Source organism: Caulobacter sp. GW821-FHT12D05 (assembly GCF_058807295.1).
Window position 1 is genome coordinate 377,717 of the sequence record NZ_JBXAQO010000001.1, and the last position, 26,734, is coordinate 404,450.

The window sequence follows — 26,734 nt, forward strand, 5'->3', positions numbered from 1 at the left end:
CGGTAGCTCAGTGGTAGAGCAGCCGGCTGTTAACCGGCTGGTCGTAGGTTCGAATCCTACCCGCGGAGCCACTCTTCTTCTCGAGGAATTTCCCAGACTTTTTATGAGTTTGAACGCCCTCGCGGGCGCGCATCCTCGTGCATCGCGGCGTTTCGTCCAAGGCCGATGATCGCCGCTTGCATCGACTCGAGTCGGCGGCTATCACCCGGCCTCTTCTGAAAGAGCGACCTGTTCCGCGGTAGCTCAGTGGTAGAGCAGCCGGCTGTTAACCGGCTGGTCGTAGGTTCGAATCCTACCCGCGGAGCCACTCTTCCCCAGGCGGGGATTCCCCAAAAAATTAGTCCCAGGACGGTCTCGATCGGATCGTCAGCGGCACGCCGCCATCGGCGTGGACCGAGATCTTGTCGCCTTGGCGCTCGAAGGTCAGGTCGACCGTCTCGTCGCCGACCCGGAAGCGATCGACGCGCAGGCGATCGATGCCGATGGGCAGGCGCGGGTCGACCAGCTCGATCTCGCCGCGATTGGCGTCGACGCTGATCCCCAAGCACGCCTGCAGCAGCATGAACACCGAGCCGGCGGCCCAGGCCTGGGGCAGGCAGGCGACCGGATAGGCCACGGGCGGCTCGCCGGGCGAGCGCGGGAAGCCGCAGAACAGCTCGGGCAGGCGCATGCCCATGCGGCTGGCGGTTTCGAACATGTCGGCCGTCAGCTTCACCACCCCGTCACGCTCGCCGTAGCGCGACAGGCCCATGACGCACAGCGCCGAGTCGTGGGGCCAGACCGAGCCGTTGTGATAGCTGATCGGGTTGAAGCGGGCTTCGCCCGTCGCCAGCGTCCGTAGCCCCCAGCCGGAGTTGAACGGGGCCGACAGCAACTGGTCGGTGACCTTGCGGGCCCGTTCGGGCGTGGGCAGGCCGCAGAACAGCAGGTGGCCGGGATTGGACGACAACGGCCGACACAGCTGGCCCTGGCCGTCGACGGCGATGCCGTAGAAGCCGCGCTCCTCCATCCAGAAGAGCTGCTCGACCTTCTCGCGCAGCGTGGCGGCCTTCTGTTTCCAGATGGTCGCCTGGCCGATCTCGCCGCGACGCTCGGCCAGGCGAGCCATGCCGCGATAGGCGGCGAAAGCGTAGCCCTGCACCTCCACGAGGGCGATGGGGCCGGACGGATAGCGGCCGTCGGTGTGGAAGACGCTGTCTTCGCTGTCCTTCCAGCCCTGGTTGGACAGGCCGCTGTCCTGGCCGCGGGCGTAGTCGATCAGGCCATCGCCGTCGCTGTCGCCGTCGTGCTCGATCCAGTGCATCGCGGCGGTCAGGGCTGGCCACAGCTCGTCGATCAGCTTGTCGTCGCCGGTGCGCTGCTGGTAGGCGCCGGCCAAGGCCACGAACAGCGGCGTGGTGTCGACCCCGCCGTAATAGCGGCCGAACGGCACCTCGCCCATGGCCGGCATCTCGCCCTTGCGGGTCTCGTGCATGATCTTGCCGGGCGCGCTGTCGCGGAACGCCGAGCGCTCCGTGGCCTGGTGGGCGGCCAGGTAGCGCAACACGCCCTTGGCCAGGGAGGGTTCGAACCACAGGATCTGCCAGGCGGTGATGATCGCGTCGCGCCCGAAGGCGGTCGAGAACCACGGGATGCCGGCATAGGGGTAGGGCCCGGTCTCCATCTTGGTGGTCAGCAAGGCCAGGTCCGAGCGGGACTTGCCCAGCCACTCGTTGAACAGGCGGCCCGAGCTGTTCAGCCGCGCGCCGTGCCGGCGGCGCGAGCGCATGTCCCAGCGGGCGCGGGCGGCGGCGTCGCGGAAGCGCTCGCGGCTGGGCGTGTGGCCGTCGACGACGCCGATCTCGATATAAAGCTCGGTCTCGCCCTCGGCATGCAGCGAGAACATGAACTCGGCCTTGTGCGCGCTCAGGCGATAGGGCGCGTCCGAGAAGGCGATGAACGAGGCGCGCTCGACGCCGTCCAGGCCGATATAGCTGTAGGCCACGCGGCGGCCGTCGACATGCGGCGGGCCTTTGACGCCGCGTTTGGCGCGATGGCTGCCGCGCACCTCGAACATGTCGCGGAAGTCGGCGTCGAACTCGATCGCCATCGGCAGCAGCACGGTGTCGCGGCTGTAGTTGACGAAGCGGACGCGCTCGAACAATCGCTCGCCCCACAGGAAGCGCTTGCGCTCGATGTGCAGGACGCCCGGCGGCCCCATGCGCTCACCCGGATAGGGCAGGGCCTGGTTGGTGCCGTTGCAGGTGAAGAACACGTTGTCGTGCGCCACGGCCGCTGACAGCAACGACATGGGACGACCGCCCAAGGTCATCCGGTAGAACGACAGGATGCGGGTGTCGTTGTGGAACAGCCCGTCGCCCTGGCCGGCGATATCGCCGAACTCATCGGCGACAATGAACGTGTCCTTGTCCTTCAGGGCATAGAGATTCTGTGGCGCGCGGACCTCCGCCGTCACACCGTAGTCGACGGGGGCGTCCAACGCCGGCGCCAGATTCTCCATGGCCCCTCCTAAAAGCTGTTTCTAAGCACTGGCGGCCAAGTCGACGAGGGATGGGTAGACGGCGGCGCCGTCGCATAGCTTTTCGTAAAGCGCGACGTAGCGTCGGGCCATCGCCTCGGACGAGAACCTTGTGTCGAAACGCCGACGTACGAGGTTCCGATCCAGAGCCGACGCACGAATGATGGCTTCGGCCGCCTGATCGTCATTGTCGACGATGAAGCCGGTCACGCCGTCGTCGATGACTTCCGGCACGGAGCCGCAGCGATAGGCGACGACGGGCGTGCCGCAGGCCATGGCCTCGATCATCACGAGGCCAAAGGGCTCGGGCCAGTCGATCGGGAAGAGCAGGGCGTCCGCCCCGCCCAGGAAGTCCGACTTCTGGTGGTCGCCGATCTCGCCGATGAATTCGATCAGCGGGTCGCCGTTGATCATCGGTTCGATCTTGTCCTCGAAATAGGCGCGGTCGGCGGCGTCGACCTTGGCGGCGATCTTGAGCTTCTTGCCCAGGCGCTTGGCCAGCATGATCGCGCGGTCGGGGCGCTTCTCGGGCGAGATGCGGCCCAGGAACGCCAGGTAGCCCTCGCTCTTTTCCGAGAAGGTATAGAGCTCGGCATTCATGCCGTGATGCACGGTGCCGGCCCAGTTGGCGAAGGGCAGGGGACGGCGCTGGTCGTCGCTGATCGAGACCAGCGGAAACTGCGGGTAGCGCTTGTAGACCGCCGGCAGGTCCTTGAGGTCCAGGCGACCATGCAGGGTGGTGATCGTGCGATCGGCCCGGTCGGCGAAGAACGGGAACTGCACCATGTCGGTGTGGAAGTGGACGACGTCGAACTGGTCGGCCAGGGCGCGGACCTCGGCGATCTGGGCCAGGTGGGCGGCCAGGTCGGACTTCAGCGGCGCGGGATCGAGGCGGATGGCCTGGTCGCGGACGGCGATGAGCTTGGCCTTGGTCTGGGCCTCGGCGCTGGCGAACAGCGTGACCTCATGGCCAAGGTCGACCAGGGCGTCCGTCAGGTGGGCGACGACGCGTTCTGTGCCGCCATACAGGCGCGGCGGGACGGCCTCGTAGAGAGGAGTGACCTGAGCGATCTTCATGGACGGACCTTGGGGACGGGAGGAACTGAAACGCGGCACTGGTCCGCGAGAAATCAGTTCCGTCGGTCGTGTTTGGTTCCGCCGATTGCCCTTTTACGGCCTTATTGGCCTTGGGTGCGTCGTTCCAGTTGTTCCTGGCGCTCGCGCTCCTGCCGCTGGTTGCGCTGGCGGCGGCGGTAACGGCCATAGAACTTGCGGGCCACGCCATCGAGACGGGGCAGGAAATAGATGACGATCAGGGCGCAGATCGCTCCCGCGATCACAACTGGCGCACTCAACATGGCAATTTCCCCACGAAGCCTACAGTTCCGGCTTCCTCCCCCGTCGGCGGCTTTGCCGCCTAAGGCTGCTTATTTACCATAGGTCGAACTTGATCAATCGATGTTCCGTGACATCGACCGTCACTACTTCTGATGACCGTCCTTTGGTCTTTTTTCAGCATGCCAGGGGAAGTCGATGACGCTTTTAAGGCCGTCAGGGGGCGATAGGCGGGCGAGCGCGGCCTCGGATCGCATTGCGTTTCGGCCGGACGCGGACCTATAAGCCTGCTCGAAAGTCCAGTCCTTCGAGGGATTCCATGAGCACCGACTTCGCCGCCGCGCGGCTGAACATGGTCGAGAGCCAAATTCGCACCGCCGACGTCACCGACCTGCCGCTGCAGGACGCCTTGCGGGTGGTGGCGCGCGAAGCCGTCGTGCCGGCGTCGAAGGCCTATCTGGCCTATGCCGACGCCGACATCGAATATGCGCCGGGTCGCTGGCTGCTGCGCCCGCGCGAAGTGGGCAAGCTGCTGCAAGTCCTGAAGCCGCGCGAAGGCGAGAAGGCCCTGGCCATCGCCGCGCCGTACGCGGCCGCCGTGCTGGAAAAGATGGGCCTGGCGGTCACCCGCCTGGACGGCGACGACCTGAAGAGCGTCCCGGCCGGCTCGTACGATGTGATCATCTGCGAAGGCGCCGTGGCCGTGGCCCCGAAGGCCTGGCAGGACGCCCTGGCCGCCGGCGGTCGCCTGGGCGTGATCGAGCGCACCGGCCCGGTGGGTCGCGCGGCCATCTATCTGCGTGCGGAAGACGGCGTGGGCCATCGCCAGGCGTTCGACGCCTCGCCGCCGGTCCTGGCGGGCTTCGAGACGGAGACCGGGTTCAGCTTCTAGATCGCCGACCACCCCGGCCGCCTGCCGCAACGTCTGCGTGAAAAAAGCTTAACTGGCGACGGCTGGCGGTCCGACTTACACGCGATCATATTGTGCAGGGCGCGATCTTCGCGTGATTGGGGATAGAATCTTGATGTCGAACCGTCGACGGGCCGGATTGCTGGCCGCCGCTTGCAGCGCCGGCCTGATGGCCGGGGTGTTTTCAGCGGCTCACGCCGAGTCCCTGGCCGACGCCGCCGCCCTGGCGTATCAGACCAATCCGACGCTGCAGCAGCAGCGCGCCGTCCAGCGCGCGACCGACGAGAGCGTCGTCCGGGCCCGCACGGGCTTTCGCCCGACGGTCAACGCCACGGCTGGCCTGACCAACTCGCGCACCGACCTGGCGCACCCGTCCACCACCCTGGTCGGCGGCGTGCTGGTCACCGGTTCGGACGTCAACAAGGTCGGCACCAGCAGCGCCCAGATCCAGCTGTCGCAGCCGCTCTTTACGGGCGGGCAGGCGACCGCCAACCTCTCGGCCGCCGAGGCCGACGTGCTGGCCGGTCGCGAAGACCTGCGCCGCGTCGAACAGAGCGTGCTGGCCAGTGTGGTCGCCGCCTATGTCGACGTGCGCCGCGGCCAGGAAACCCTGCGCATCGCCAACGAGAACGTCGCGGTGCTGACGCGCCAGCTCGACGAATCGAACGCCCGCTTCGAGGTCGGCGAAATCACCCGCACCGACGTCGCCCAGTCGCAGGCCCGCCTGGCCGCCGCCAAGGCCAGCCAGTCGTCGGCCCAGGGCAACCTGGCCATCGCCCGCGCCACCTACGCCCAGATCGTCGGCCAGAACCCGACCGACCTGGCGCCCGAGCCGTCGCTGGCCAGCGTGCTGCCGGTTTCGGTCGAGCAGGCTTTCGACGCCGCCGAGGGCAGCAATCCAGCCGTGCTGGCCGCCCGCTATGCCGAGCAGGCCGCTACGGCCCGCGTGGCCCTGGCCAAGTCGGCCTATCTGCCGACCGTCTCTGCCGGCGCCAGCCTGGGCTATGACGCCGCCGAGGCCAACGGCAACGGCAAGCAGTTTGGCCAGTACGACCGCCAGATCGCCGGTTCGCTGACCGCCCGCGTGCCGCTGTTCACCGGCGGCCTGAACGCCTCGAACGTCCGCGCCGCCCGCGAGCGCGAGAACGCCGCCCGCGTGGCGGTTGATGGCGCCAAGCGTCAGGTCATCCAGCAGGTCTCGGCCGCCTGGAGCACCTTGTTGGCCACCCGCGCCAACCTGGGCTCCAACGAAGAGCAGGTGCGGGCGACCCGCATCGCCTTCGAAGGCGTGCGCCAGGAACAGCAGGTCGGCCTGCGCACCACGCTGGACGTGCTGAACGCCCAGCTGGAACTGTCGAACGCCGAACTGGCCCTGGTGACGGCTCGCCGCGACGAATACGTCGCCAGCACCTCGCTGCTGCAGGCCATGGGCCAACTGGACGTGACCAAGCTGGCCTCGGGCGCGACCGCCTACGATCCCAAGACCTCGTACGACCGCGTGACGCACAGCGCCGGCTGGGTGCCGTGGGAACCGGTGGTTCAGGCGATCGATAAAGTCGGTGCGCCCTCGACCAAGTCGCAGCCTGCCTCTAAGTAGGTTTCGCGCCCGCGTCGATTCCGCCCAGGCGCGGACTTACGCTTGCTTAACACGCGTAAGTCTGCACCATCGCGGCGAAGCGTGTCCTAGAGCGCGCAAGGATTCGTACCTCTTTACGACGGCCCCGCATCATGTCCGATCAGAGCTCTCAAGAACCGACGATGGAGGAGATCCTCGCCTCCATCCGACGCATCATCTCGGAGGATGACGCGCCGGCGGAGCCTGCGGCCGAGGCGGCTCCGCCTCCGCCGCCCGAGCCCGAGCCCGAGCCGGTCATCGAGGATGATATCCTCGAGCTGACCGACCCGATCGCGCCGGAGCCCGAGCCCGAGCCGCTGGAAACCGTCGGCGACATCGACGTCTATTCGCCGGAGCCCGAGCCGGAGCCGGTGTACACGCCGCCGCCGGCCGCGCCGTCGCCGGTCTTCGATCGTGACGAAGTGGCCGAGACCCTGGTCGGCGCCACCGCATCCTCGGCGGCCGCTAGCGCCTTCGGCAGCCTGAGCTCGGCCCTGCTGATGCCCAAGGACGCTCGCACCCTGGAAGACGTCGTACGCGAGCTGCTGCGCCCGCTGCTGAAAGAGTGGCTGGACCAGAACCTGCCGCGCATCGTCGAGACCAAAGTCGAGGAAGAAGTGCAACGGATCGCCCGCGGTCGCGGCGTCTAAGCTTCTTCCAGCACCTGGAAAATCGAGGCGGTCGCTCCGGCGGCCGCCTTTTTTCGTTTCCAACCGTCAGAAAACCCAGGCCCGCCGGTTTCCCGACCGGGCCGCAGATGGCATATCCCCCGCCATGCTCGAAAAGACCTTCGATCCCAAATCCGTCGAACCCCGCCTGTACGCCGCCTGGGAGGCCTCCGGGGCCTTCAAGCCCAGCGAGGATCCGAACGCCGAGCCGTTCGTCATCGTGATCCCGCCGCCGAACGTGACGGGCAGCTTGCACATCGGCCACGCGCTGAACAACACGCTGCAGGACGTGCTGACCCGCTTCCACCGCATGCGCGGCAAGGCCGCCCTGTGGCTGCCGGGCACTGACCACGCGGGCATCGCTACCCAGATGGTGGTCGAGCGTCAGCTGGCCGCCGCCGGCAACATCGGCCGCCGCGACATGGGCCGGGAAGCCTTCGTCGACAAGGTCTGGGAATGGAAGGCCGAGAGCGGCGGGACCATCACCAACCAGCTGCGCCGCCTGGGCGCCTCGTGCGACTGGTCGCGTGAGCGCTTCACCCTTGATGAAGGCCTGTCAGCCGCCGTCCGCAAGGTGTTCGTCCAGCTCTACAAGCAGAACCTGCTTTATCGCGACAAGCGCCTGGTCAACTGGGACCCGCAGTTCCAGACCGCCATCTCCGACCTCGAGGTCGAGCAGAAGGAAGTCGACGGCGCCTATTGGCACTTCGCCTATCCGCTGGCCGACGGCGTCACCTACCAGCATCCGATCGCCTTCGATGACGACGGCGAGGCGACCGAGTTCGAGACCCGCGACTACATTGTTGTCGCGACGACGCGACCCGAGACCATGCTGGGCGACACCGGCGTCGCGGTTCACCCCGACGACGAGCGCTACAAGGGCCTGGTCGGCAAGTTCGTGACCCTGCCGATCGTCGGCCGCCGTATCCCGATCGTCGCCGACGACTACGCCGACCCGACCAAGGGCTCGGGCGCGGTGAAGATCACCCCGGCCCACGACTTCAACGACTTCGGCGTCGGCAAGCGCGCGGGGCTGGAAGCGATCAACATCCTGACGCCGGAAGCCAAGCTGAACGACAGCGTCCCGGCCGAGTATGTCGGCAAGGACCGCTTCGTCGCGCGCAAGGAGATCGTCGCCCGCGCCGAGGAAGAGGGCTGGCTGAAGGAAATCGAGAAGACCAAGCACATGGTCCCGCACGGCGACCGTTCGGGCGTGGTCATCGAGCCTTTCCTGACCGACCAGTGGTACGTCGACGCCAAGACCTTGGCCCAGCCGGCCCTGAAGGCCGTCGAGACCGGCGAGACGGTCTTCGAGCCCAAGCACTGGGAAAAGACCTACTTCGAATGGCTGCGCAACATCGAGCCGTGGTGCGTCTCGCGCCAGCTCTGGTGGGGCCACCGCATCCCGGCCTGGTTCGGCCCGGACGGTTCGATCTTCGTCGAGGAGACCGAGGAGGAGGCCTATGCCGCCGCCAAGGCTCAGTTCGGCGCCGACGTCGAGCTGAAGCGCGACGAAGACGTCCTCGACACCTGGTTCAGCTCGGCCCTGTGGCCATTTTCGACCCTGGGCTGGCCGGAAAAGACCCCGGACGTCGCGCGCTTCTACCCGACCAGCACCCTGGTCACCGGCTTCGACATCATCTTCTTCTGGGTCGCCCGGATGATGATGATGGGCATCCACTTCATGGGTGAGGCCCCGTTCAAGCAGGTGTTCATCAACGCCCTCGTCCGTGACGAGAAGGGCGCCAAGATGAGCAAGTCCAAGGGCAACGTGATGGATCCGCTGATCCTGATCGACGAACTGGGCTGCGACGCGGTGCGCTTCACCATGACGGCGATGTCTGGCCAGGCGCGCGACATCAAGCTCAGCAAGCAGCGCATCGAGGGCTATCGCAACTTCGGCACCAAGCTGTGGAACGCCTCGCGCTTCGCCCAGATGAACGAGTGCGTCCGCGTCGAGGGCTTCGATCCCGCGACCGTGCAGCAGCCGATCAACAAGTGGATCCGCGGCGAGACGGTCAAGACCGTGGCCGAGGTCACCAAGGCCCTGGAAGGCCCGGCGTTCGACGAGGCCGCCGGCGCCCTGTACCGCTTCGTCTGGAACGTGTTCTGCGACTGGTACCTGGAGCTGGCCAAGCCGATCCTGAACGGCGATGACGCGGCGGCCAAGGCCGAGACCCGCGCTACCGCCGCCTGGGCGCTGGACGTGATCCTCAAGCTCCTGCACCCGGTGATGCCGTTCATCACCGAGGAGCTGTGGGAAAAGACCGCCGAGTTCGGTCCGGCCCGCGACAGCATGCTGATCTCGGCCCAGTGGCCCGAGCTGCCGGAAAGCTGGATCGACGCGGAGGCCGAGGCCGAGATCGGCTGGCTGGTCGGTACGGTCGGCGAGATCCGCTCGATCCGCGCCGAGATGAACGTGCCGCCGTCGGCCAAGCCGGCGCTCAGCATCGTCGGCGCGAGCGCGGAGACTAAGGCCCGTATCGCCCGTCACCGCGACCTGCTGCTGACCCTGGCTCGCCTGGACAGCGCGCGTGAAGCCGATGCGGCCCCGGCCGGCTCGGTTCCGATCGTCATGGGCGAGGCCACCGGCGCGCTCGGCATCGCAGACTTCATCGACCTGGCCGCCGAGAAGGCTCGCCTGACCAAGGAAATCGCCGGCCACGTCGGCGAGATCGAGAAAGTCGGCAAGAAGCTCGGCAATCCGGACTTCCTGGCCCGCGCCAAGGAAGAGGTCATCGAGGAAAACCGCGAACGCCTCGCCGAAGCCGAAGCCGCCAAGGCCAAGCTCGAGGCGGCGCTGAGCCGGCTGGAGTCGGTGGGCTAGAAGCTCAGCACGCCTTCGGGCGTAGCTTTGAGAAGACCATAGCTGGAGACGCCCGGATGCGGTGTCTCCAGCGGATGGCTGTGGGTGGCGGTGATCACCACCACCTTGGCCCCGGCCGCTTCGCCCGCGGCGATGCCGAACGGGGCGTCTTCGAACACCAGGCAGTCTTCGATCGGATGGCCCAGGCGTTGGGCCGCCAGCAGGAAGCAGTCCGGCGCGGGCTTGCCGCGCTCGACGTCCTCGGCCGTGACCAGCACGGCGGGGATGGGCAGGCCGGCCGCTGCTAGGCGGACCTTGGCCAACTCGCGCGGGGCCGAGGTGACGACCGCCCAGCGGTCGGCGGGCAGGGCGTTCAGGAAGGTGGCCGCGCCTTCGATGGCGTCGATGCCGTCCGTGTCGGCGATCTCAGCATTCATCAGCCATTGGACCTCGGCGTCCTCGTCGACATCGGGGATGTTGAAGCTGCGCACCGTCTCGACCGCGCGGCGGCCGTGGATGCATTTGCACACCGCCTCGACATCCAGGCCGTGTTTCCGCGCCCAGGCGCCCCAGACTCGCTCGCTGGCGACGATTGAGGTCAGGACCGTGCCGTCCATGTCGAACAGGAAGGCGGCGAACTGGCGATCGGGGAACAGCAGGGACAGGGACAACGCTACGCTCCGGTTCATGACCAAGGATTAACTGGGCCGGGACAGGCCAGGCTGTTCTCTTGCCGCCCTCGACGAGGGAGTGCGGCGATGAGAGTTCTGAGTCTGGGATTGCTTATACTGGGCTTGGCTGGTGGCAGCGTCCAGGCCGCGCCGGATCCGGTCGAACGCGCCGATGCGATCGTCCGCCGGGCCATGGCCGAGCAGCACATCCCTGGCCTCCAGATCGCCGTCGTCAAGGACGGCAAGATCGTCATGTCCCGCGCCTATGGCGTCGCCGACCTCGCCAAGCAGACGCCGGTGACGCCGGGAACTGTCTTCCCGATCAACTCGATCACCAAGGCCTTCACCGGTGTGGCCGCCATGCGGGAGGTCGAGGCCGGGCGGCTGGACCTGACCAAGCCGATCGGAAGCTATGTCGCCGACTTGCCGGAAGCTTGGCGCGGCATCGAGGTGCGCCGCCTGCTGAGCCACACTTCCGGCTTGCCGGATTTCAAGGACGACGACGGTGACGGCGACGCCGCCTGGACGGCGACCCTGGCCAAGCCGATCCGCTTCCAGCCCGGCCAGCGGTTCGAGTACAACCAGACCAACTACGCCCTGGTGCAGATGGCCATCAACGGCCTGCGCGGGCGCCCGCGCGATGCGACCCTGGCCGGCGAGCAGTTCAGCCTGGCAGGCATGGCCCACAGCGGCTTCGGGGACACCCGCGACCAGGACCCGAACAAGGTGACCTCCTACGGCTATCGGAAGGCCACGCCTGACCAGCCGATCGTGCGGACCGAGATCTTCTCAGCCCTGCACCGCGCCGCGGCGGGCATGAACAGCACCGCTGGCGACATGGCCAAGTGGCTGATCGCCCTGCAGGACGGCAAGCTGCTGAAGCCCGCTGCGCGCGCGAGCATGTGGACCCCGGTCGCCTTCAACGACGGCAAGAAGGGCCAGTGGGGCCTGGGCTGGCTGGTCATGGAACGGCCGACGCACCGCGCCGTGGCCATGACCGGCGGCAGCCGTTCGGCCATGTACCTCTATCCCGACGACAAGGCCGGCGTGGTCATCCTGACCAACCTGGCCGGCTCGACGCCCGAGGATCTGGTCGACGAGATCGCCCAGGGCTTCATCCCCGGCATGACCCTGACAGGCGTCGCCGCGTTGCGCGAAGCGCTGACGGGGCAGGAGAGGGCGGACCCAGCCGCGACCGTCGCCGCTTTCCTCAAGGCCAACCCCGGCTTCGCCGCCGACGAGCACGAGCTGAACGACTGGGGGTATCGCCTTATGGGCTTCGGCAAGCCGCGCTCGGCCCTGGCGGTGTTGAAGCTGACCGCCGATCTTTATCCGGCCAGCGGCAACGCCTTCGACAGCCTGGGCGAGGCCTATGCGGCCAATGGCGACACGGCCTCGGCGATCGTCGCCTACGAACGATCGCTGGCCCTGGATCCCGCCAACAAGAACGCGGCCCAATGGCTGGAGAAGCTGAAAAAGTCGCCCGGCTAGGGTTGTAACTTATCAATGTTCTCCTAGCGTCAAACGGACGTTTGCATCCCGCTTCCGGCTGTGCTCTCTGGTCGTCGAACGTGCTCGATCAAACAGGGCGCGACACCGATACCGAGGGAGTTTCCGTATGACCCAGGCCGCCTCCAAGCCCGCGCCGTGGCCCGCGATGTCCGTCCAGCAGGCCTATGCGCTGATCACCGCGCCCGGCACGCCCGGCGAGATGGAGGAGGTGGAGATCCGGGGCGTGAAGACCCGGACCTGGAAGAACGCTCCCCCCACGCTGCGCGACACCGTCGCCTTCGGCCGCTCGCACGGCGAGAAGATCTTCCTGGTCCACGAGGACGAGCGGGTCAGCTTCGAGGCCTTCTACCGCGCCGTGACCCACATGGCCGCCGAGCTGGAAGCGGCCGGAATCCAGAAGGGCGACCGCGTCGCCATCGTCATGCGCAACCTGCCCGAATGGCCGGTGGCCTTCTATGGCGCGCTGTCGATCGGCGCGATCGTCACGCCGCTGAACGCCTGGTGGACCGGCGCGGAGCTGGAATACGGCCTGGTCGATTCCGGGGCCAAGGTCGCCATCGTGGACGTCGAGCGCTTCGAGCGCCTGGCCGAACACTTCGACCACTGCCCGGCGCTGGAGCGCGTCTATGTCAGCCGCTCGAAGGAAGAGATCGCCCACCCGTATGTGAAGCGCCTGGAGAAGGCGATCGGCTGCCCCAACGACTGGATCAAGCTGGACGAGAAGCCGCTACCGACGGTGGCCATCGCCCCCGATGACGACGCCACGATCTTCTACACCTCGGGCACCACGGGTAAGCCCAAGGGCGCCATCGGCACCCATCGCAACGTCAACAGCAACATCTTCGCCGCCGCCGCCGCCGGCGCTCGCAGCTTCCTGCGCCGAGGCGAGGCGCCGCCCCAGCCCGATCCCAGCCTGCCGCAGAAGGGTTCGCTGATCTCGGTGCCGTTCTTCCACGCCACGGGCTGTTTCGCGGTCCTGAACCCCTCGCTGTTCGGCGGCGCCAAGCTGGCCATGATCCGCAAGTGGGATCCCGACAAGGCCATGCAGCTGATCCAGGACGAGCGCCTGACCCAGATGGGCGGCGTGCCGACCATCGCTTGGCAGATCATCGAGCATCCCAACCGCGAGAAGTACGACCTCTCTTCGATCGAAGCCGTGGCCTATGGCGGCGCGCCGTCGGCTCCGGAGCTGGTGCGCAAGATCAAAGAAATCTGGCCCAAGGCGTCGCCCGGCAACGGCTGGGGCATGACCGAGACCTCGGCGACGGCGACCAGCAACTCAGCCGAGGACTACGAGAACCGCCCCGACAGCTGCGGCCCCGCCGTGCCGGTGACGGACCTCAAGATCATGACCGTCGAGGCCCCGTACCGCGAATTGCCGATCGGCGACGTCGGCGAGCTGTGGTGCAAAGGCCCGCAGGTCGTGCGCGGCTACTGGAACAAGCCCGAGGCCAGCGCCGACACCTTCGTCGACGGCTGGGTGCGCACGGGCGACCTGGCGCGCCTGGACGCCGAAGGCTTCTGCTTCATCATCGACCGCGCCAAGGACATGCTGATCCGCGGCGGCGAGAACATCTACTGCATCGAGGTCGAGAACTGTCTCTACGACCACCCGGCGGTGATGGACGCGGCCCTGGTCGGCATCCCGCACAAGACCCTGGGCGAAGAGCCGGCGGCGGTCGTGACCCTCAAGCCCGGCGCGGAAGCCACCGAGGCCGAGCTGCGCGCCTTCGTCGCTGATCGCCTTGCGGCCTTCAAGGTGCCGGTGAAGGTGGTGTTCTGGCCCGAGACCTTGCCGCGCAACGCCAATGGCAAGATCATGAAGAACGAACTCAAGAAGGTGTTCGTCGAGGGGTAACCGAGATGGTCCAGTCGAAGGCGGCGACGGTCGATGACTTCATGCAGGAGGTTGCGCCCGAGCGCCGCCCGGCGCTGGACCAACTCAGAGCGCTCTGCCTTCAGACCTTCGGGGCCGAGCACGAGCTGATGGCCTTCGGCATGCCGGCCTACGGCCCGCCGAAGCTGCCGTGGATCGCCTTCAATAGCCAGAAGCAGCACATCGCCTTCTATGTCGGACAGACCGCGATGGACGCCTTCGACGCGCGCCTGGTCGGCATCGATCACGGCAAGGGCTGCATCCGCTGGCGCAAGCCGGACAAGATGGACTTCGCGCTGATCGCGGACATGCTGGAGCATGTCCGCGATCGGACGCAGGGCTAGGCGCTGACCGGCGGCTTGCGGTGCGCCCAAGGCTGGGCGGCTTCAAGCTGGTAGGCCAGCTGGAACAGCAGCGCCTCGCCGCCCGCGCGGCCGGCGATCTGGACGCCCACCGGCAGGCCGTCGGCGGTCCAGTGCAGCGGCACGCTCATCGACGGCGCGCCGGCGACGTTGTGCAGCGGGGTGTAGCCGACATAGGTCAGCAGCCGCGCCTGCAGCTCTTGGAACGGAACCCAGCCGGCGACATAACCCAACTCGACCGGCGGCTTGCCCAGCACCGGCGAGAGGATGACATCGTACTTCGTCAGCCAGGCGTCATAGGCCTTGGTGTCGGCGTTCAAGCGCTCGATGGCGGCGGGCAGGGCGCCTGGCGGCAGCTGTCCGACCAGCTCGGCCATCCCCAGGCTGAACGGCTCCAGCACATTGGCGTCGGGCTTGCGGCCCATGGCCTTGCCGACCCCGGCGACCAGCTCGGCCGCGCCGCTGGCCCACAGCACCGTGAAGTCCATGCCGAACTGCCCGCCGTCCATCGGCCAGGTCGTGGGCTCGACCTTGTGGCCCAGGCTTTCCAGCAGCTTGGCGGCGTTGTTGACGGCGGCCTGCACCTCGGGACCGGGCGTCACGCCGGTGCCGGTCTGCATGACCAGGCCGACCTTCAGCTTCTTCTTGAGCGGCTCGGTGACCACGCCCACCGGCTTGAACACCTGATCAGCGCCCGTGCGCTCGGTGGCGGCGAACAGGGCGGCTGAGTCACGAACGCTGTGGCTCAGGGCGTGCGAGACCGAGATGTCGAGGCCACGCGTGCTGGGCCGGCCTTGCAGCATACGGCCGCGCGAAGGCTTCAGGCCAAACAGGCCGCAGTTGGAAGCCGGGATGCGGATCGAGCCGCCGCCGTCGCTAGCGTGGGCGATCGGGACCATGCCCGAAGCCACGGCCGCCGCCGCGCCACCCGAGGAACCGCCCGACGAGTGCGCCGTGTTCCAGGGATTGCGCGTGGGCTGGAAGCCCATCGGCTCGGTGGTCGGCAGGAAGCCGTATTCCGGCGTCGCCGACTTGCCGATGACCACGAAGCCGGCGGCGTCAAAGGCGTCGACATACGGGGTCTGGGTGGTCTCGGGCGGGCTGCGCAGGCCGCTGCGCGAGCCGTTGCGGGTGGGCAGGCCCTTATAGGGGTCCAGGTCCTTGACCATGAACGGCACGCCCGCGAACGGACCTGACAGTTGGCCGGCCTTGGCCTTGTCCAGGGCGCGGTCGAAGTCGGAGGTGACGATCGCGCCGACCTGCGGCTGCAGGGCCTCGGCCTTGCGGATGGCGTCCTCGACCACCTCGGCGGCGCTGACCTCCTTGCGACGGATGCGGCCGGCCAGTTCGGTGGCGTCGGGAGTCCAGGGCGCGGGTGCGGACATGGTCTTGGGCTTTGCCTCCACTGAGGATGCGGCCGCCACGGCGGCGGATGCGGCCATGAGGCCACGACGAGTGAATCGCATCGGTTGTTTCCCCCTCCCGAGCGTGGCGTCGCCACGCTCAGACCTAAAAGTATTTTGGCCGGCGTCTTGCGCGCCGGTGATCGCTGTTCAGTTGATCCCGAAGAGACCTGCGCCGCAACCCCGTGCTAGACGGCGGTTTGAACTTTCGAGGAGGCCGCGTGGCCCGCAAGCGTATCGATCTGTTGCTCGTCGAGCGGGGCGTCGTCGACAGCCGCGCCAAGGCCCGTGCGGCCGTCGAGGCTGGGCTGGTCACGGTCAATGGCAAAGTGATCACCAAGCCCGCCGATACCTTCGACTCGGACGCGGAGATCGTCGCTCAAGCCGCCCATCCGTGGGTCGGGCGCGGCGCACTGAAATTGATCCACGCGCTGGACTTGTGGCCGGTCGCGGTCGAGGGGCGGGTGGCGCTGGACGTTGGCGCGTCGACGGGCGGCTTCACCGAGGTGCTGCTGTCGCGTGGAGCGGAGACGGTGTTCGCGGTCGATGTCGGCCGCGATCAGCTGCACGCCAAGCTCAGGGACGATCCGCGTGTCGTCGACCTGTCCGGCGTCGACGCCCGGGCGCTGGACGAGGATGTGATCCCGACCGCGCCGACCCTGGTGGTCAGCGACGTCAGCTTCATCGCCCTGACCAAGGCCCTGCCGGCGGCCTTGGGTCTGGCCGAGCAGGGCGCGGACCTCGTTGCGCTGATCAAGCCGCAGTTCGAGGCCGGCCGCGACTTCGTCGGCAAGGGCGGTCTGGTGAAGGACCCCGAGATCATCGCCCGCGTCGAGCGCGAGGTGGTCGAGTTCCTGGAAAGCTCGGGCTGGTCGGTGAAGGGCCTGACCGAGAGCCCGATCACCGGCGGTGACGGCCAGGTCGAGCGCCTGGTCTGGGCGATCAAGCGGTAGAAACGAAAACGGCCGCCCGATTAGGGGCGGCCGATCCGTCTTCCACAAGAAAGGTCGGGACCTAGTCGACGACCTGGTACTTGCCGTTGGCGTCCGGGCAGACGCGCACGAAGCGCTTCTGGGTGCGGCCGTCCGGCAGGTAGATCGGGCTCTCGGCCAGGGTGCAGCCGTTGACGTCGGCCTGGCCGCTGCGGTCGTTCACCCGATAGCCTTCGCGACGCTCGTACGAACGCTCGTAGTAGCTGTCGCGATCGGCGTCGCGGCGGGCGTCTTCATACGAGCTGGAGCGGTAGCCGCGGTCGTAGTCGTACGAGTCGTTGTAGGCGGCCGGCGGGGGAGGCGGCGGGGGCGGAGCGCGACCCGAGGTGCAGGCGGCCGAGTTCTTGCCGATGTTCGAGCCGATCACCGCGCCCAGCAGGCCGCCCAGGACCGCGCCCTCGGTCTTGGCGCCGCGCGCGGCGACGCCGCCGCCGATGCCCGCACCGATGGCCGCGCCAGCCAGACCGCCGCCCGTGCCGCGCTGCGTCGTCGAGCGCTGGCAAGGATCGTAGTAGCCTTGGCTGTAGGCGCCGCCGCCATAGGGCGTCGTGCCATAGGCTTGCGCCGAGGCCAGGGTCGGCGTCAGCACGCCACAGACGAGGGCGGCGGTGACGCCCAGAACGGTCTTCATCTTGGAGGTCCTGCTCTTGGAGGCGGTCATGGTCATGAGAGAAGCTTGTCTATTTAAGGGGCGGCCTTTTTGTGACCGCCACGCCCATCCGTTGATCTAGGTATGCGACGGCCAAGATGAATGGCGGCTGACAGCTTTCTTCACCGAACAGAAAATCGTCCGAAGGCCGCGCTCAAGCCCCGGTTTTGGGGTATGGACGGCAGATGCAAGAACTGATGATCAACGCCATCGGCGCCCAGGGCGACGGTCTCGCCCGCTTTGCCGACGGCAAGCCGGCCTTCGTGCCCCTGACCCTGCCGGGCGAAACGATCCTGGCCAAGATGGAGGGCGCACGCGGCGAGGTCGCCGAAATCGTGAAGGCCAGCGCCGAGCGTGTCGCCGCGCCGTGCAAGCACTTTGGCCATTGCGGCGGCTGCGCCCTGCAGCACTGGGCAGCCGCGCCCTACCTCGGCTGGAAGGCCGAGCAGGTCCGTGTGCAGCTGTCGATGGAAGGTCTGGAGACCGAAATCCTGCCGGCCTTCGCCGCGCCGCCGGCTTCGCGTCGCCGCGTGGCGCTGCACGCTCGACGGGGCAGCAAGGGGCAGGGGGCGCTGCTGGGCTTCAAGGAGCGCCGCTCCTGGAACCTGGTGCCGCTCACCGAGTGTCCGGTCACTGACCCGCGCCTGATCGCGGCTCTGCCGGCCCTCGCGCGCCTGGCCGAGCCGTTCCTGGAGCACCCGAAGTCGGCTCCGACTTTGCACGTGACCCTGACCGCCACGGGCCTGGACATCGACGTCACCGGCGTCGAGCGCAAGAGTGGGGGCCTGTCGGCCGACGCCCGCATGCGCGCGGCCATGGCGGCCAGCGACGGCGACTTCGCTCGCGTCACCCTGGCCGGCGAGACCGTCTATGGCGCGCGCCAGCCGATGGTGAAGCTGGGCCCCGCCGTGGTGGCTCTACCGCCGGGCAGCTTCCTGCAGGCCGTGCCGGCCGCCGAGCGGGCCATGGTCGAGTTCGCCGTGGCGGAGTCCCAGGGCGCCAGCCGCATCGCTGACCTCTATTGCGGCGTTGGCACCTTCACCTTCCGCCTGGCCGAGGTCGCGGCGGTGCACGCCGCCGAGATGAGCCCGCAGGCCGTCGCCGCCTTGAAATCCGCGATCGGCGCCGCGCCGGGCCTGAAACCGATCAACGCCGAGGCCCGCGACCTAGTCAAACGTCCGGTGCTCAGCACCGAACTGGCCAAGACCGACGTGGTCCTCATTGACCCGCCACGCGCGGGCGCCGCCGAGCAGACGGTCGAGATCGCCAAGTCCAAGGTCGCCAAGGTGGTCAGCGTCTCGTGCAATCCGGCGACCTTCGCCAAGGACGCCCGCATCCTGGTCGACGCCGGCTTCCGCCTGGAGAAGGTGCTGCCCGTGGACCAGTTCGTCTGGTCGCCGCATATTGAGCTGGTCGGGGTGTTCACGCGCTAGGAGCGGGCATGGACGAACGTCGGTCGAGGGCGGCTTTCACGGTCGACGCCGCCAGCCAGCGCGCCAGGGCGATGGTCAAGGCGGCCTGGTGGACGGCCACCGGTTCGCTGGCCCGCTCGCTGACCCGGCCGACTCAGGGCGAGCAGGTCCGCAGCTTCTCACCCAAGTCCGCACCGGCCGTGAAGGGCAGCCTGCGGAAGGCCTATCTGGAGGCGTTCGAGAAGGACGCCCGCGACGTCGCCGCTGGGCTTTATCCCGTCGTCGAGGATGGTCTGGTCCGCCCCTCGGCCGCCCTGCGCGAGGCCGCTGACTTCATCGCCGACGCCTTCGAGGTCGACCAGCGCCGTCGCCGAGGCGATGGCGTCGAGGTGCGTGACGCGGTCAATAGTTCAGCCTATCCAAATTACTATCGCCAAAACTTCCACTATCAGTCGGGCGGCTGGTTCACCGAAGAAAGCGCCCGGCGCTACGACGCCCAGGTCGAGGCGCTGTTCTCCGGCACGGCCGGAGCGATGCGTCGGCGGGGGCTGTCGCTGCTGGCCAGGCACTGGCGCGGCCGGGATCATCGCGACGCGAAAATCCTCGACGTGGCGTGTGGTTCGGGCGCGTTCCTCAAGGACCTGAAGGCGGCGTTCCCCCGCGCGGCGATCGCCGGCCTGGACCTGTCGGAAGCCTATCTGGCCCAAGCTCGCAAGCGGACGGGCGCGGGCGGTGTCAAAGCTAATGCAGAAGCTTTGCCTTTCGCGAATTCTTCTTTGGACGCGGTGAGTTGCGTCTATCTCTTCCACGAATTGCCGCCGCGCGTTCGACCCGTCGTGGCGGCCAGCCTGGCCCGGGTGCTCAAGCCTGGCGGCGTGCTGGTCTTCGTCGACTCGGTGCAGCCGACCGACACCCCGGATCTGGCCCGGCTGCTCGAAGCCTTCCCGGTCTATTTCCACGAGCCGTACTATGGCAGCTATGCGCAGACCGATCTGGTAGCCCTGTTCTCCGAAGCCGGCCTTCGGGTGGTTGGCGAAGACCGCGCCTTCCTGACCAAGGCCTTGCTGCTGGAGAAACCCGTCGGCTAAGCAAGGGCGGGGCGCGGGGGCGGACAGTTTGCAAGCGTACGAAGCGGGGCGACGATACGAGACGCTGGACGGCCTGCGCGGCGTCGCGGCGGTCGGCGTCATGCTCTACCACATCGGCAGCTGGACCGGTCGACCTTGGGTGGTGGCGCACGGCTATCTGGCCGTCGACTTCTTCTTCTGCCTGTCGGGCTTCGTCCTGGCCCACGCCTATGGGCGACGCGAGATCGGCTGGCTGGGCTTCATGCGTCAGCGCCTGGTGCGGCTGTGGCCGCTGATCGCCGTGACCATGCTGGCCGGCGCGACGGTGATCATTCAGCACCGCGAGCACGTGCCGGGATGGCTGGGCCTGGGCCTGCTGATGATCCCGCGCGTGTGGGTGGACGACACCGGCTTCTCGCCGCTTTTTCCTTTGAATCCGCCGGCCTGGTCGCTGTTCTTCGAGCTGGTCGTCGGCGCGGCCTGGTTCCCGCTGCGGCGGCTGGGCGTGATGGGCCACGTGCTGATGGTCGTGCTGCTGATCCCGGTCATGGCCTATGTCGCGCACGGCATGGGCGGGGTGTTGACCGGCTGGGATCGCGGCACCTTCGTGATCAGTTTCCTACGCACGATCTTCGCCTTCCTGTTGGGCTGGGGCTGCTATCGGGTCCAGCCGTTCACGAGCCTGGCGGTCCCGGCCTGGGTGCTGGCGGTCGTGCTGGCCGTGGTGATGTGCTTGCCGTGGACACCGCTGAACTGGCTCTACGACTTCGCCTGCGTGAGCGTGGTCTTCCCGCTGATGGTGCTGGCCGGACGGCAGGATCCGGAGGGTTTCCAGGGCGCGCTCTGCCGCGTCTCGGGCGTGATCTCATATCCGCTTTACGTCCTGCACTGGCTGGGCTGGGAGCTGATGCTGCGGCTGTTTCGGGCCATCGGCGGCAAAGGGTATCCGCTGGGCTTCGCGGCGGTCGCCATCCCGGTGATCCTGGTCTTCGCCTGGGCGGTGTTGAAGCTCTACGACGAGCCCGTTCGCCGCCGGCTGAGGCGTCTCTAAAAAATTCTCGAGGCGATGTCGGATATGGGCATAGTCCGCCGTCCTAGGGACGGAAGCAAAGGACTGCCCATGCTCTACGCCATACTCTGCTACAATCAGGAAGACGTGATCTGTGGCTGGTCCAAGGACCACGAGGACGAGGTCATGGGCAAGCTGATCGCTGTCCAGGAGAACCTGGCCAAGCAAGGTCGCCTGGGTCCCGTCGCCCGCCTGATGCCGACCACGGCCGCCACGACCCTGCGCAAGGACCGCGAGCCGCCGCTGGTGCTGGACGGCCCGTTCGCCGAGACCAAGGAGCAACTGCTGGGCTTCTACGTCGTCGACTGTGACGACCTAGAAGGCGCGCTCGACATCGCCAAGGACCTGGGCAAGGCCAATCCAGGCGGCTCGTACGAGATCCGTCCGATCGCGCTATTTAACCCGGCGCCCACCCCGGAGGTGGCCCCGGCGTGACCGACCTCGGTTGGATCGAGGGCGCGATCACCGCCGCCCGGCCCCAGGCCATGGCGGCGCTGCTGCGCTACTTCCGCGACATGGACGCGGCGGAAGAGGCGTTCCAGGACGCCTGCCTGCGCGCCCTGAAGAGCTGGCCCAAGAACGGTCCGCCCCGCGATCCGACCGCCTGGCTGATCATGGTCGGTCGCAACGCCGCCATCGACTCGATCCGCAAGACCAGCCGCAACACCGTCCTGCCGCCCGAGGAACTGCTCTCCGACCTCGAAGACGCCGAGGCCGAGGCGGCCGAGCGGCTGGACGGCTCGCACTATCGCGACGACGTCCTGCGGCTGCTGTTCATCTGCTGCCATCCGGACCTGCCGGCGACCCAGCAGATCGCCCTGGCTCTGCGCATCGTCTCCGGCCTGTCGGTCCGCGAGATCGCTCGCGCCTTCGTGGTCGGCGAGGCGGCCATGGAGCAGCGGATCACCCGCGCCAAGGCCCGCATCGGCGCGGGCGACGCGCCGTTCGAGGCGCCAGGGCCGATCGAGCGCGCCGAGCGCTTCGCGGCCGTGGCGGCGATGATCTACCTGGTCTTCAACGAGGGCTATTCGGCCAGCGGCAAGGCGGTCGAGGCCCGGGGCGGCCTGTGCGACGAGGCCATCCGCCTGGCGCGCCTGCTGCTGCGCCTGTTCCCGGCCGAGCCGGAGATGATGGGGCTGACCGCGCTGCTGCTGATCCAGCATGCCCGCTCGGAGGCTCGGTTCACCGCTGACGGTCAGGCGATCCTGCTGGAAGATCAGGACCGAAGCCTCTGGAATCGCGCGATGATCGGGGAGGGGCTGGCGCTGATCGACAAGGCGATGCTGAAGCGCGATCCGGGGCCCTACCAGGTGCAGTCCGCCATCGCCGCCCTGCATGCCCGCGCCGAGACGGCGGCGGACACCGACTGGGCCGGCATCGACGCCCTCTACGCCACGCTGGAGATCATGCAGCCGTCGCCGGTGATCACTCTGAACCGCGCGGTGGCGACGGCTAAGGTGCGTGGGCCCGAGGCGGCGCTGGCGATGATCGAGCCGCTGGGCGCGCGGCTGGAAGGCTACTTCCACTATCACGGCGCGCGGGGCGCCTTCCTGCTGCAGGCGGGCTGCAAGGCCGAGGCCCGCCAGGCGTTCGACCGCGCGATTTCGCTGGCCAACACCGCCGCCGAGGCGGCCAATATCCGGCAATACCTCGATCGGGTGACCGCCGAGGCGGAAAAGAACTAGGGGGAGAGACTCATGCTGAAGACCATTCTGATCGTGATCGTCGTCGCCATCTTGGCGGTGCTGGCCTTCGCCGCCACGCGGCCGGGCGACTTCGTCGTCACGCGCACGGCGCAGATCAACGCGCCGCCGGAAAAGCTGGAGGCCATGGTCTCGGACTTCCACCAGTGGGGTGCCTGGTCGCCGTGGGAGAAGATCGATCCGGGCATGAAGCGCACCTATGGCGGCCCGGCCAGCGGTGTCGGCTCGACCTATGCCTGGGTGGGCAATGACAAGGTCGGTACGGGCGGCATGGAGATCACCAAGGTCACGCCGGCCCGCGAGGTGATCTTCGACCTGCACTTCATCAAGCCGTTCAAGGCCGACAATGTCGGCCGCTTCACCTTCGAGCCGCAGGGCGCGGGCACGAAGGTCACCTGGTCGATGTCGGGCAAGAACCCCTATGTCGCCAAGCTGATGGGGCTAGTCTTCAACATGGACCAGATGATCGGCAAGGACTTCGAGACCGGCCTGGCCAACATGAAGGCCGCCGCCGAAAAGTAGGCCTAGTCCAGGATCAGCTCGTCGTTCGAGGGCTCCGGCGTCTTGGCCGGCGCGGGGCCCTTCAGGACGGTCTCGATGCGCTTGAGCAGGTCCTGCGGCTTGAACGGCTTGGCCAGGTAGCCATCGGCGCCTTGCTCCAGGGCCTTCATGATCGTGGCCGGATCGCGATGGGCGGTCATCATCAGGATCTTCGGCCGGCCGGGGCGGACGCGCATCAGGCGCAGGACGTCCAGGCCGCTCATGCCGGGCATGTTAATGTCCAGCAGCACCAAGGCGAAGCCTTCGCGGCCCAGTAGCTGCATGGCCGTGTCGGACGAGGCGGCGGTGACCACCTTGAAGCCCTGCTGCGTCAGCACCAGGTCGACAAAGTGCCGGATCATGGGGTCGTCGTCGACGATGAGGATCCTGTTCGGCATCAGGCGGCGACCTCGTGCGGAAGAGAGCCCTCCAGCCGGGCGATCCAGGTCGCCAGAACCCGTTCGGCCGCATCCGCCGCCGCGCGGGCCGCGGCGAAGGCGTTGGCGGAGGGCTCGCCGGCGCGCAGACAATCCTCCAGCGCCCGAGCCGCGCCCGACAGTCGCATGAAGCCCAAGAGGCCCGCCGAGCCGGCGGTGGTGTGGGCTTCCTCGCTCAGCGTCCGCGAGGCGGGATCGTGCAGGACAGCGCCCAGCTGGCCGCGCAGCAGGCGGGCCATCTTCAGGCTGGCCTCGGCGCCCATCAGGGCTTCCAGGGCGTCGCGGGCCTGGCGTTCGTCATCGAGCTCGTCGGCCGGCGAGGGGGCGGGCGCGTCGTCGCCCAGCAGGTGCTGGGCCAGGGCCTGTTCCAGCTGCTGCTCCGACAGGGGCTTGAGCAGATAGTCCGTCATGCCGGCGGCCTTGCACGCGGCGATCTGGTCGGGCGTGCCGCCGGCGGTCAGGGCCAGGATCGGCGCGTCGGTCAGGCCGCGGCGGCGGATCTCGCGGGTGGCGGCGCGGCCGTCCATCACCGGCATGTGCACGTCCATCAGGACGAGGTCGTAGCGGGCGGTCTCGAGGGCGGCGACGGCCTCGGCGCCGTCGGCGGCCAGGCCGACCACGCAGCCGCGCCGCTCCAGCAGCGCCTTGAACAGCTCGCGGTTCAGCTCGGTGTCGTCGACCAGCAGGACGCGGCGACCTTCGAACCGGCGCAGGGCCTTGGGCGCACCCACCGACACGATCGGGGCGGCGATCGCGAAGTCGATCTCGAACCAGAAAGTCGAGCCCTCGCCCAGCGTGCTCTCGACGCCGATCACCCCGCCCATCAGCTCGACCAGCTCGCGCGAGATGGCCAGGCCCAGACCCGTGCCGCCGAACTTGCGCGAGATCGAGTCGTCGGCCTGCGAGAAGCGGGTGAACAGGCGGCCCAGGGCGTCGGGCGCGATGCCGACCCCTTCGTCGATCACCGAGACGCGCAGGCGACGACGGCCGGCCGTCGCGTCCAACGGCGTGACCTCGACGCTGACCGCGGCGTCCTTGGTGAACTTCACCGCGTTGGACAGCAGGTTCAGCAGCACCTGGCGCAGGCGGAAGGCGTCGCCCTCGACCCAGCCGGCGGTGCGGCCCGCGCGGCGCAGGGACACGCCGCGTTCCGAGGCCTGAGGCTCGACCATGGCCAGGGTGTCGGAAACCAGGTCGTCCAGGCTGAAGGGCTTGGCCTCCAGCGCCACGGCGCCGGCGTCCAGCTTAGAGTAGTCGAGGATGTCGTTGATCAGGACGTTCAAGCCCTCGCCGGCCGAACGGACCCGCTCGGCGTTGCGGCGATCGGCCGAGGTCAGCTCACGGCTGTCGGTCAGCAGGCGGGCGAAGCCAATGACGCTGTTCAGCGGGGTGCGCAGCTCGTGGCTCATGGTGGCCAGGAACTCGGCCTTGGCGCGGGCGGCGTCCTCGGCGACGTCCTTGGCCACGGCCAGTTGCTCGGCCATGGCCGCTAGGGAGAGGGTCTGGCGCTCTAGGGCGTCCTGGGCCTCGATGCGGGCGGTCTGGTCCTGGACCTGGGCAATGAAGTGCTTGGGCGTACCGTCCGGCCCACGCACCAGCGACACTGACAGGTGCACCCAGACCAGGCGGCCATCCTTGTGCAGGTAGCGCTTGTCCATGCCGTAGGTCGAGATCTCGCCGGCCAGCAGCTGCTGCAGCAGGGTGAGATCCTTCTCCAGGTCGTCCGGATGGGTGATGGTCTGGAAGTCGGTCGCCAGCAGTTCCTCGGCCGAGTAGCCGACGATGCCGCAGAAGGCGTCGTTGATCTTGTGGAAGCCGCCTTCCAGCGTGACCAGGGCCATGCCGACGGCGGCATGGTCGAACGAGGTCTCGAAGATCTCCATCTGCGCCTTGCGGGCCGAGATGTCGTGCATCAGGGCGGTGAAGGCCCAGCCGTCCGGACCCTCGGCGCCGCTGATCGCCAGCTCGATCGGGAAGGCCTCGCCCGACTTGCGCAGGGCCGGCACCTCGATGCGCTGGTCAATGACCGCGCTTTCGCCGGTGCGCAGGAAGCGGGCCATGCCCCGGTTGTGGGCGTTGCGGTGCTCCTCGGGGATGATGAAGTCACTGAGGCGCTTGCCGATCGCTTCCTCGGCCGTCCAGCCGAAGGTCTGCTCGGCGAAGCGGTTCCAGCCGGTGACCTGTCCGGCCTCGTCGATGGTGACGATGGCCTGGTAGGCGTTGGCCACCACCTTGCGGGCATGGGCCTCGCTGGCGCGCAGCTGGTTCTCGCTGCGACGCAGGGCCTCGAAGGCGGCGTTGCGGGCGGTGACATCCTCCAGCACGCCGAAGACGGCCACGACCTTGCCGGTCTCGTCATACTCGCAGGTGGCGCGGCCCAAGCCCTGGCGGACCTCGCCGTCGGCGCGCATCAGGCGCAGCTGGTGCTCGACCAGTGGCTCGCCCTTCACGACCCGGCCGAAGGCGGCGCGCGCGGCGGCGCGATCGTCGGGGTGATAGAGATCCAGCCAGTTGTCGGAGGACGGGGTGAAGGTCTCCGGCGTCAGGCCGTAGATCTTGTAGACCTCGTCCGACCAGTGGATGGCCCCGGTCAGCAGGTTGGCGCGCCAGTGCCCGACACCCGAGATGGTCTCGGTCATCTGCAGCAGGCGGCTTTCCTCCTGCAGGCGGCGCTCGTAGCGGGTCTTTTCCAACTGGGCGACGACGGCGCTGGCCAGGACCCTCAGCTGGGTCTTCTGGGCATCGGTGATGGCCGGGCGAGGCTTGTCGTCGATCACGCACAGCGTGCCCAGATTGTAGCCGTCGGCGGTGGTCAGCACCGCCCCGGCATAGAACCGCACCTTGGGATCACCGGTGACCAGCGGATTGTCGGCGAAGCGGGGGTCCTGGGTCGCGTTCTCGACCACCATGATCTCGTGCGGCGGCAGGCGGATCGCGTGGTCGCAGAAGGCCTGGTCACGCGGGGTCGAGCAGCCGTCCAGGCCGTGCTTGGACTTGAACCACTGCCGCTCACGATCGATCAGCGAGACGGTGGCCATCGGGGTGTCGAACAGCTGGGCGGCCAGGCGCGTGATGTCGTCAAACACCGGCTCGGGCGCGGTATCCAGAACCCGGTAGGAGACGAGCGCGGCGAGGCGTTCGGCTTCAGACATTCGACGCTTCCAACTGGGCCGCGCAAACCTTTGCGCA

22 protein-coding genes and 1 tRNA gene are annotated in these 26,734 nt (G+C 68.0%); 15 read left to right on the top strand and 8 right to left on the bottom strand.

What is annotated here, in order from left to right:
• Window positions 1–232: 232 nt before the first annotated feature.
• Window positions 233–307: transfer RNA gene (locus AC1RRR_RS01680), tRNA-Asn, on the top strand.
• Between the two features lie 30 nt (window positions 308–337).
• Here the strand turns inward: AC1RRR_RS01680 and AC1RRR_RS01685 are convergent.
• The 3 genes from AC1RRR_RS01685 to AC1RRR_RS01695 all read right to left on the bottom strand — a co-directional run bounded on the left by AC1RRR_RS01685 (window position 338) and on the right by AC1RRR_RS01695 (window position 3,876).
• Entirely contained in the window at window positions 338–2,500 is a 2,163-nt protein-coding gene (locus AC1RRR_RS01685; protein WP_492810012.1) for an amylo-alpha-1,6-glucosidase, read from the bottom strand.
• Window positions 2,501–2,521: 21 nt separating this feature from the next.
• Window positions 2,522–3,595, bottom strand: coding sequence for a glycosyltransferase family 4 protein (locus tag AC1RRR_RS01690; protein ID WP_492810014.1), 1,074 nt, complete (start codon window positions 3,593–3,595; stop codon window positions 2,522–2,524).
• A 101-nt stretch (window positions 3,596–3,696) separates the two neighbouring features.
• Window positions 3,697–3,876: a hypothetical protein gene (locus AC1RRR_RS01695; RefSeq protein ID WP_492810016.1), complete on the bottom strand. Its 180-nt coding sequence runs from the start codon at window positions 3,874–3,876 to the stop codon at window positions 3,697–3,699.
• Between the two features lie 296 nt (window positions 3,877–4,172).
• On the opposite strand from AC1RRR_RS01695, the gene AC1RRR_RS01700 reads away from it, so the two are divergent.
• The 4 genes from AC1RRR_RS01700 (at window position 4,173) to AC1RRR_RS01715 (ending at window position 9,873) form a co-directional block, all read left to right on the top strand.
• Complete coding sequence (locus AC1RRR_RS01700) at window positions 4,173–4,745, top strand: protein-L-isoaspartate O-methyltransferase family protein (protein ID WP_492810018.1); 573 nt, start codon at window positions 4,173–4,175, stop codon at window positions 4,743–4,745.
• A gap of 133 nt (window positions 4,746–4,878) precedes the next feature.
• The gene (locus AC1RRR_RS01705; RefSeq protein ID WP_492810020.1) at window positions 4,879–6,360 is read left to right on the top strand and encodes a TolC family outer membrane protein; all 1,482 of its coding nucleotides are present in this window, start codon (window positions 4,879–4,881) and stop codon (window positions 6,358–6,360) included.
• A gap of 131 nt (window positions 6,361–6,491) precedes the next feature.
• Entirely contained in the window at window positions 6,492–7,028 is a 537-nt protein-coding gene (gene popZ, locus AC1RRR_RS01710) for a pole-organizing protein PopZ (protein WP_492810022.1), read from the top strand.
• A 124-nt stretch (window positions 7,029–7,152) separates the two neighbouring features.
• The gene (locus AC1RRR_RS01715) at window positions 7,153–9,873 is read left to right on the top strand and encodes a valine--tRNA ligase (RefSeq protein ID WP_492810024.1); all 2,721 of its coding nucleotides are present in this window, start codon (window positions 7,153–7,155) and stop codon (window positions 9,871–9,873) included.
• On the opposite strand, the gene AC1RRR_RS01720 is transcribed toward AC1RRR_RS01715, so the two are convergent.
• A complete protein-coding gene (locus tag AC1RRR_RS01720) occupies window positions 9,870–10,523 on the bottom strand; it encodes an HAD-IA family hydrolase (RefSeq protein ID WP_492810025.1) in 654 nt (217 codons plus the stop codon). The two genes, AC1RRR_RS01715 and AC1RRR_RS01720, sit on opposite strands and share 4 nt — an antisense overlap.
• An 87-nt stretch (window positions 10,524–10,610) precedes the next feature.
• Here AC1RRR_RS01720 and AC1RRR_RS01725 point away from each other — a divergent pair, with 87 nt between their 5' ends.
• From AC1RRR_RS01725 to AC1RRR_RS01735, 3 genes are all read left to right on the top strand, one after another.
• The gene (locus AC1RRR_RS01725; RefSeq protein WP_492810027.1) at window positions 10,611–12,014 is read left to right on the top strand and encodes a serine hydrolase; all 1,404 of its coding nucleotides are present in this window, start codon (window positions 10,611–10,613) and stop codon (window positions 12,012–12,014) included.
• 127 nt (window positions 12,015–12,141) lie between these two features.
• On the top strand, window positions 12,142–13,893 hold the full coding sequence (locus AC1RRR_RS01730) for a class I adenylate-forming enzyme family protein (protein ID WP_492810028.1): 1,752 nt from the start codon (window positions 12,142–12,144) through the stop codon (window positions 13,891–13,893).
• 5 nt (window positions 13,894–13,898) lie between these two features.
• Entirely contained in the window at window positions 13,899–14,255 is a 357-nt protein-coding gene (locus tag AC1RRR_RS01735) for an iron chaperone (RefSeq protein ID WP_492810030.1), read from the top strand.
• On the opposite strand, the gene AC1RRR_RS01740 is transcribed toward AC1RRR_RS01735, so the two are convergent.
• Window positions 14,252–15,739 carry an amidase gene (locus AC1RRR_RS01740; protein ID WP_492810032.1) on the bottom strand — a complete coding sequence of 496 codons (1,488 nt, stop codon included), beginning with the start codon at window positions 15,737–15,739 and terminating at the stop codon, window positions 14,252–14,254. The genes AC1RRR_RS01735 and AC1RRR_RS01740 overlap by 4 nt on opposite strands.
• Before the next feature lie 158 nt (window positions 15,740–15,897).
• Between AC1RRR_RS01740 and AC1RRR_RS01745 the strand changes: the two genes are divergently transcribed.
• Window positions 15,898–16,629, top strand: a complete 732-nt coding sequence (locus tag AC1RRR_RS01745; RefSeq protein WP_492810034.1) for a TlyA family RNA methyltransferase — start codon at window positions 15,898–15,900, stop codon at window positions 16,627–16,629.
• A 61-nt stretch (window positions 16,630–16,690) separates the two neighbouring features.
• Here the strand turns inward: AC1RRR_RS01745 and AC1RRR_RS01750 are convergent, their stop codons facing one another.
• Entirely contained in the window at window positions 16,691–17,335 is a 645-nt protein-coding gene (locus tag AC1RRR_RS01750; protein ID WP_492810036.1) for a hypothetical protein, read from the bottom strand.
• 167 nt (window positions 17,336–17,502) lie between these two features.
• Here AC1RRR_RS01750 and AC1RRR_RS01755 point away from each other — a divergent pair, with 167 nt between their 5' ends.
• The 6 genes from AC1RRR_RS01755 to AC1RRR_RS01780 all read left to right on the top strand — a co-directional run bounded on the left by AC1RRR_RS01755 (window position 17,503) and on the right by AC1RRR_RS01780 (window position 23,090).
• On the top strand, window positions 17,503–18,750 hold the full coding sequence (locus AC1RRR_RS01755) for a class I SAM-dependent RNA methyltransferase (RefSeq protein WP_492810038.1): 1,248 nt from the start codon (window positions 17,503–17,505) through the stop codon (window positions 18,748–18,750).
• Between the two features lie 8 nt (window positions 18,751–18,758).
• A complete protein-coding gene (locus AC1RRR_RS01760; RefSeq protein ID WP_492810040.1) occupies window positions 18,759–19,817 on the top strand; it encodes a class I SAM-dependent methyltransferase in 1,059 nt (352 codons plus the stop codon).
• A gap of 28 nt (window positions 19,818–19,845) precedes the next feature.
• On the top strand, window positions 19,846–20,847 hold the full coding sequence (locus AC1RRR_RS01765; RefSeq protein ID WP_492810042.1) for an acyltransferase family protein: 1,002 nt from the start codon (window positions 19,846–19,848) through the stop codon (window positions 20,845–20,847).
• Window positions 20,848–20,916: 69 nt separating this feature from the next.
• Window positions 20,917–21,300 (top strand): YciI family protein, encoded by a 384-nt coding sequence (locus AC1RRR_RS01770; protein WP_454715703.1) that lies wholly within the window; start codon window positions 20,917–20,919, stop codon window positions 21,298–21,300.
• Window positions 21,297–22,550, top strand: a complete 1,254-nt coding sequence (locus AC1RRR_RS01775) for an RNA polymerase sigma factor (RefSeq protein WP_492810044.1) — start codon at window positions 21,297–21,299, stop codon at window positions 22,548–22,550. Before AC1RRR_RS01770 ends, AC1RRR_RS01775 begins: the two co-directional genes overlap by 4 nt.
• A 12-nt stretch (window positions 22,551–22,562) precedes the next feature.
• Entirely contained in the window at window positions 22,563–23,090 is a 528-nt protein-coding gene (locus AC1RRR_RS01780; RefSeq protein WP_492810045.1) for an SRPBCC family protein, read from the top strand.
• Between the two features lie 2 nt (window positions 23,091–23,092).
• Here the strand turns inward: AC1RRR_RS01780 and AC1RRR_RS01785 are convergent, their stop codons facing one another.
• Entirely contained in the window at window positions 23,093–23,506 is a 414-nt protein-coding gene (locus tag AC1RRR_RS01785) for a response regulator transcription factor (RefSeq protein ID WP_492810047.1), read from the bottom strand.
• Window positions 23,506–26,697 carry a PAS domain S-box protein gene (locus tag AC1RRR_RS01790; protein ID WP_492810049.1) on the bottom strand — a complete coding sequence of 1,064 codons (3,192 nt, stop codon included), beginning with the start codon at window positions 26,695–26,697 and terminating at the stop codon, window positions 23,506–23,508. Before AC1RRR_RS01790 ends, AC1RRR_RS01785 begins: the two co-directional genes overlap by 1 nt.
• Window positions 26,698–26,734: the final 37 nt, after the last annotated feature.